Source organism: Bradyrhizobium sp. PRIMUS42 (genome assembly GCF_023006515.1).
In the GTDB taxonomy this organism is placed as follows: domain Bacteria; phylum Pseudomonadota; class Alphaproteobacteria; order Rhizobiales; family Xanthobacteraceae; genus Bradyrhizobium.
In genome coordinates this window covers 1-4774 of sequence record NZ_JALBGZ010000505.1, presented here as the reverse complement: position 1 = coordinate 4774, position 4774 = coordinate 1, and the positions used below count along the sequence as shown (strand labels likewise).

The window sequence follows — 4774 nt, the reverse complement described above, 5'->3', positions numbered from 1 at the left end:
CAGGCCCGGCCCGCCGTCTCGGCGTTTCGCGCGAAAGCGCAAGACGCCGGCGGCGGGACGGTGCGTTCGTCGCAGGGCGACGGACGCGAATTCCCTTTGCGCAACCCAGGGGCTAGAACGTCTGCCGAGTCTGATCGAGCGGAGAGCGTGACCTGTGGGGCGATTGGCGAAACGTACGGTGCGCCTGGCATTGATCCTGGCCTTGCCGCTGGCGCTTGCGGCCTGTTTCGGCAGCGATGGTGACCGTCCAACCATCATCGGTGGCACGCAGGCCGGAGGGCCGCAGCCGTTTCCCGACAATTTCCGCAGCGACACGCTGGCCCTGATGCGCACTTATCTGAACAACCCCGTCGGCGTGCGCGAGGCCAGCATGGCCGACCCGGTCCAGCGCGAGGTCGGCGGCCGGCAGTTCTATGTAAGCTGCCTGCATTTCACCCCGCGCGAGAGCGATGGCAGCTACAAGGCCATGCGGGAGCGCGCGGTGATCTTCGTCAACGGGCGGGCGGACCGCGTCTTCGACCGGACCAGCGAGCTCTGTGCCGGCGCGGTTTACGCTCCCTTTCCGGAACTGGAAAAGATGGCGCGGTAGCACAAGGCTCGTCTTCATCGCCTGGTGTTAGAACGCGATTGCCGGAGCCGCTGGATCACATTTCGGCGAGCTTTGAACGGGATGGTTTCGGGTTGCGACAAATCGTTACGGCAGGCCTTGCGCGCGCGACAGAAACAGTCGGCGCAGGGCGGCGGGACGGAACAAAATCGCATTGTTGCCACCCCGTCACAGTAGCGAACGATCAACGTTCCGGCATCGCCGCGAAGCAACCCAATTCACGCCACGTTGTTTCCTGAGTGTCGTAGATGAAAGAACGGGGATGACCATGAAATCGATTTTGCTGGGCGCAGTCGCTCTGCTCGCGCTGGCCGGATCGGCCGCAGCAGCCGACATGCAGCCGCGCCCTTATACCAAGGCGCCGGCCTATACGCCGCCGCAGGTGATTTACAATTGGACCGGCTTCTACATCGGCGGCCATGTCGGCGGCGCGTTTGCCGGCGACAGCAGCTTCCAGTCCAGCGACGCCCGCTTCCTGGGCGGCGTGCAGGGTGGCTTCGACTACCAGTTCGCGCCCAACTGGGTGGTGGGTATCGAGGCCCAGTATTCCTGGCTGCCGACCAACAACAACGGTGCCACGTTCCCGCTGGGCACGCAGGTGACCTCCAACACCGACCAGCTCGGGTCGGTGACTGGCCGCATCGGCTACACCTGGGGTCCGACGCTGCTCTACGCCAAGGGCGGTTACGCCTGGCGCAATGGCGGCCTGGGCGTCAACGTCGCGGGCGTGCCGCAGACCTTCACCGCGACCGGCAACAGCAAGGACGGCTACACCGTCGGCGCCGGCCTCGAATACATGTTCGCACCGAACTGGTCGGCCAAGGCCGAGTACCAGTACTATAATTTCGGCAGCACCACCTTCACCTCCGGTCCGGCCGACATTGTAGGCGTTCGTGGCCGGGAGGACGAGCATACCGTCAAGGCCGGTGTGAACTACCGCTTCGGCTGGGGCGGTCCGGCAGCCTCGCGCTACTGACCGTCTCCCGCGAGATCACGTTCTGACAAAGGCCGGCTCTGCCGGCCTTTCGTTTGCCCGCCGGCCCCCTTCGCCCGCCCTCTGTGTTTGCAATGTGTGAACCATCTGGCGCGTCATTTGCAGGCAAACATTCCGGCGCGCGCCTTCTCACGCCCGTCATGGGATCGGGGTAAAGCAAAAATAATTTTTGCCGCTTACGGAACTCGCGCTCCGGAAAGCGTTATATGAGAATTACCGGGCTGGTGGGACGACGGACATGCGTATCTTGGTGTCGGCAGTGGCGCTCTCGTGCTTGGTCTGCCTGCCGTGCTCTGCACAGACAATCCTCAAATCCGAGCCTTTGATGCTGGCACCTTACGAGGTGGCTTTCGTCAAGGACGTGTCCTGTCCGTCGGGCAAGGTGCTGAAGGTCACCGGTGCCATCCGCGGGCTGCATCGCCGCAAGGCCTGTGTGGCGCTGGCCGGTGAGCAGGCTTCGCTGGCAGCCGCAACGCCTTGATCAGGTTGCGGCATCCGCCGCAGAACCTCACGGATTCAGCTCAAGCTCCATCCTGGACTGGCGCTCGGCCTCGGCCTTGTTCTTGGCGGGGTCCTCGCCCTGGGCGACCCGGCAGGGCTTGATCTCGTACTCATTGTCGAGCACCCGGCGCGGCCCGGGACGGTCCTCGTCGGCGCTGACATCCACGACCAGGCCGCTCAGGTGCGCGAGCTTCCAGACGTCGGATTCGCTCGGATAGGCCTTGCTGATCTGGGCGTCGTTGCAAAACAAGGCGTAGGGCATTCTTCCCGCTCCCGGAAAGCGCGTTAACGACCGCATCTGCCGCCGGGTTCCGGATGGCAGGCGATCACGAAGCCGTGATCGACGCTGCCGGGTGGTTCTGAGTCCTTAACGAGTCCTGAATCGCGAAAAAAAGAATCCCCGGGACTCGTTTGGCGGAATCAGCGGATGTTTTCCGCCATGACGAGCGACCTGAAGACCTCCTGCGGGCACATGCTCCTGCCGCTGACGCTGGCGCTATTCGGCGCCTGCGCGGCCAATCTTTGGCTGGTGTGGTCCTGGCTGTAGGCCTCTGCCGGGAGGCAGGCGCTATTTTTTGGCCAGTGGGCCGGAGGCGTCGTGGATGGCGGCGCGTAATTTGGTCAGGATTTCGGCACAATATTCCTCGCGCTCGCGCTCGAACCGCTCCTGATGCTTGCGGAAATTGGCGATGCGGGCCTGCATCTCGGTGCGGAAATCGCTGCTCGCCCGCGGCGGCGAAAGCTGGATGGGCTGAGGCTGCGGAGGGGGCTGGGGCGGCTTGATCTCGGCCATGACGGCCTCGACTGCGACGACCTCGACGGTTGCCGCCGGAGACTCCGACGGCGCGTCCGGCCGAAGGACGTCATCCTTCTTGCCGGTCACCGATTGAACAAAGGCCATTGTCTGCGCGATCAGTGCGTCGCGCTCCCTGATCCACTTCATGGTCCACCTCAGCCGTGCCCCATTCCAGCAAAGCGGCTGCGTCGAATCAAGGTCGTTTGCAAGGGATTGCATATTTTTCCCGGTCGCCCGACATTAGGAGGATGGATGCCGAAGACGAACGGGTGGACGAAGCGGAGGGCTTGAGGCTCATCCGCGCGTTCCTGTCGCTGCCGCCCGACAAGCGGGCGGAGGTGATCGCGTTCGTGGAGGAATTGGCGCGTGCCCATGGCCGCCCCGACGAGGGCACGGAGACATCGCCGAGGTGAGCGCTATCGCTGGCGCGGGTTGATGTTGGGCTCGAACGGCGCGCCGACCACCCGAACCGGTGTCTGAGCGGTCGCGTCGATCGCCACCCTCTCGGCAGCCGGCTTCTCCGGGGTAGGCCCAGGAACAGGTTCAAGTACGGGGTCGAACAGCGTCAAGGTGCCGGCCAAGGCGCTACAGCACAGTGTCACCGTCGCCAGCAGAAACATGTTTCGGTTTTCTTCCCGGATGCGCATGGATCGAGAACGACAACGCACGTCCTTGGTTCCGAGCGGTTCTATATTCGGAGCGCCGATGCTGTCTATTGCGCCAGCAGGAATCCCATTGCGATGGCGAACAGCACGGCCGTCATCACGACGGCCGTCACCGCGCCGGCGGCGATCCTGGCTTTCTCTTTGGCCGTGGTGGAGCGCATTGGACGGCATGTTAGCTCATGCTGAGCTCAGGTCCAGCTCGTGACGTCCGCGCCCCGGTCAGGCGGCGAGCCTTGCCTTGAAGAACCGCGTGACGCTGGAGCAGGCGATTTCGGATGTGACGCGCTCGCTGTATAGTCTGCCCGCGCCGGAATATCGACTCGCGTCCCGTCCGATGATCGCCAACCGTCCACCCGTGCTCGCTCACGAGCGTTTCCTCGGCGACCGCGACAATTTCGCGGGCCTCGATCTCGCTGCGCGTTTCGAGCGGATCGAGCGGACCAACCTTTGGGGCGCTGCCAGCTCGGTGTCGGGCCTTGGCTCGGAGGATACTGCCACGGCCGCGATCCGGGAGGCGCTTCCGCCGTTGCTGCAACGGCTCGGCGCGCGCTCGTTGCTCGATGCGCCCTGCGGCGATGCGGGCTGGATCGGACGCATCAAGCTCGATCTCGACTACATCGGCACCGACATTGTGCCGTCGCTGATCGAGGCCAACAACCGGCGTGTGGCGGGCGGCGAATTGGCCGGCCGATTCCTGGTCGCCGATATCACGCGCGATGCGCTGCCGCGGGCCGATCTGATCCTGTGCCGGGACTGCCTGGTGCATCTGAGTTTTCACAACATCGCCCGCGTCATTGCGCGCTTTCGCGAGAGCGGCGCGCAATTCCTGCTCGTCACGACGTTTCCGGAGTGGGAGGACAACCGCGATTGCGAGGATGGTGACTGGCGCGCGCTCGACATGACGAAGGCGCCGTTCAATTGGCCGGCGCCGCGCGCGTTGATCGACGAGCGCTGCGAGGAGGGCGATGGCGGCTGGCGCGACAAGAGCCTCGGGCTGTGGCGGCTGGACGAATTGCCGGATCGCGCCCGCACGACCACGGACGTGTGAGCGCTGCGGGCGCAACGTCCATTGCGTCCGTGATCGCCCCGGCGATAGACTTGTGTCGCGATCCCGTATCGCGGTGACGCGCCGGAGCCCACCATGCGAGCACGTGCTGTCTTCGCCGCGATGTTGGCCTGGTGCAGCGCGCCGGCACTGGCCCAGCAGGACG

8 protein-coding genes are annotated in these 4774 nt (G+C 64.7%); 5 read left to right on the top strand and 3 right to left on the bottom strand.

Translation table 11 applies throughout. From position 1 onward, the window contains the following. The first annotated feature begins 154 nt into the window (after positions 1–154). The 3 genes from MOV75_RS27860 to MOV75_RS42755 all read left to right on the top strand — a co-directional run bounded on the left by MOV75_RS27860 (position 155) and on the right by MOV75_RS42755 (position 2082). Positions 155–589 (top strand): hypothetical protein, encoded by a 435-nt coding sequence (locus tag MOV75_RS27860; protein ID WP_246922148.1) that lies wholly within the window; start codon positions 155–157, stop codon positions 587–589. Between the two features lie 286 nt (positions 590–875). Further along, entirely contained in the window at positions 876–1583 is a 708-nt protein-coding gene (locus MOV75_RS27855) for an outer membrane protein (protein WP_246922146.1), read from the top strand. 256 nt (positions 1584–1839) lie between these two features. Then, positions 1840–2082, top strand: a complete 243-nt coding sequence (locus MOV75_RS42755; RefSeq protein WP_309486798.1) for a DUF6719 family protein — start codon at positions 1840–1842, stop codon at positions 2080–2082. Between the two features lie 27 nt (positions 2083–2109). Here the strand turns inward: MOV75_RS42755 and MOV75_RS27845 are convergent, their stop codons facing one another. Both MOV75_RS27845 and MOV75_RS27840 read right to left on the bottom strand, forming a co-directional pair. Beyond that, positions 2110–2364 (bottom strand): hypothetical protein, encoded by a 255-nt coding sequence (locus tag MOV75_RS27845; RefSeq protein WP_246922140.1) that lies wholly within the window; start codon positions 2362–2364, stop codon positions 2110–2112. A 306-nt stretch (positions 2365–2670) separates the two neighbouring features. Beyond that, complete coding sequence (locus MOV75_RS27840; protein ID WP_247006958.1) at positions 2671–3045, bottom strand: hypothetical protein; 375 nt, start codon at positions 3043–3045, stop codon at positions 2671–2673. A 101-nt stretch (positions 3046–3146) separates the two neighbouring features. On the opposite strand from MOV75_RS27840, the gene MOV75_RS27835 reads away from it, so the two are divergent. Next, positions 3147–3311: a hypothetical protein gene (locus tag MOV75_RS27835; RefSeq protein WP_246922135.1), complete on the top strand. Its 165-nt coding sequence runs from the start codon at positions 3147–3149 to the stop codon at positions 3309–3311. A 3-nt stretch (positions 3312–3314) separates the two neighbouring features. Here MOV75_RS27835 and MOV75_RS27830 read toward each other — a convergent pair whose 3' ends face one another. After that, a complete protein-coding gene (locus tag MOV75_RS27830; protein ID WP_246922132.1) occupies positions 3315–3518 on the bottom strand; it encodes a hypothetical protein in 204 nt (67 codons plus the stop codon). 379 nt (positions 3519–3897) lie between these two features. Between MOV75_RS27830 and MOV75_RS27825 the strand changes: the two genes are divergently transcribed. Next, a complete protein-coding gene (locus tag MOV75_RS27825) occupies positions 3898–4611 on the top strand; it encodes a class I SAM-dependent methyltransferase (RefSeq protein ID WP_246922155.1) in 714 nt (237 codons plus the stop codon). Positions 4612–4774 lie beyond the last annotated feature (163 nt).

Bases quoted from the DNA above. Each gene is read 5' to 3' on its own strand.
- MOV75_RS27855 (WP_246922146.1), top strand. From the start codon at position 876: ATGAAATCGATTTTGCTGGGCGCAGTCGCTCTGCTCGCGCTGGCCGGA.
- MOV75_RS27830 (WP_246922132.1), bottom strand. From the start codon at position 3,518: ATGTTTCTGCTGGCGACGGTGACACTGTGCTGTAGCGCCTTGGCCGGC.
- MOV75_RS27835 (WP_246922135.1), top strand. From the start codon at position 3,147: ATGGATGCCGAAGACGAACGGGTGGACGAAGCGGAGGGCTTGAGGCTC.
- MOV75_RS27845 (WP_246922140.1), bottom strand. From the start codon at position 2,364: ATGCCCTACGCCTTGTTTTGCAACGACGCCCAGATCAGCAAGGCCTAT.
- MOV75_RS42755 (WP_309486798.1), top strand. From the start codon at position 1,840: ATGCGTATCTTGGTGTCGGCAGTGGCGCTCTCGTGCTTGGTCTGCCTG.
- MOV75_RS27825 (WP_246922155.1), top strand. From the start codon at position 3,898: ATGATCGCCAACCGTCCACCCGTGCTCGCTCACGAGCGTTTCCTCGGC.
- MOV75_RS27840 (WP_247006958.1), bottom strand. From the start codon at position 3,045: ATGAAGTGGATCAGGGAGCGCGACGCACTGATCGCGCAGACAATGGCC.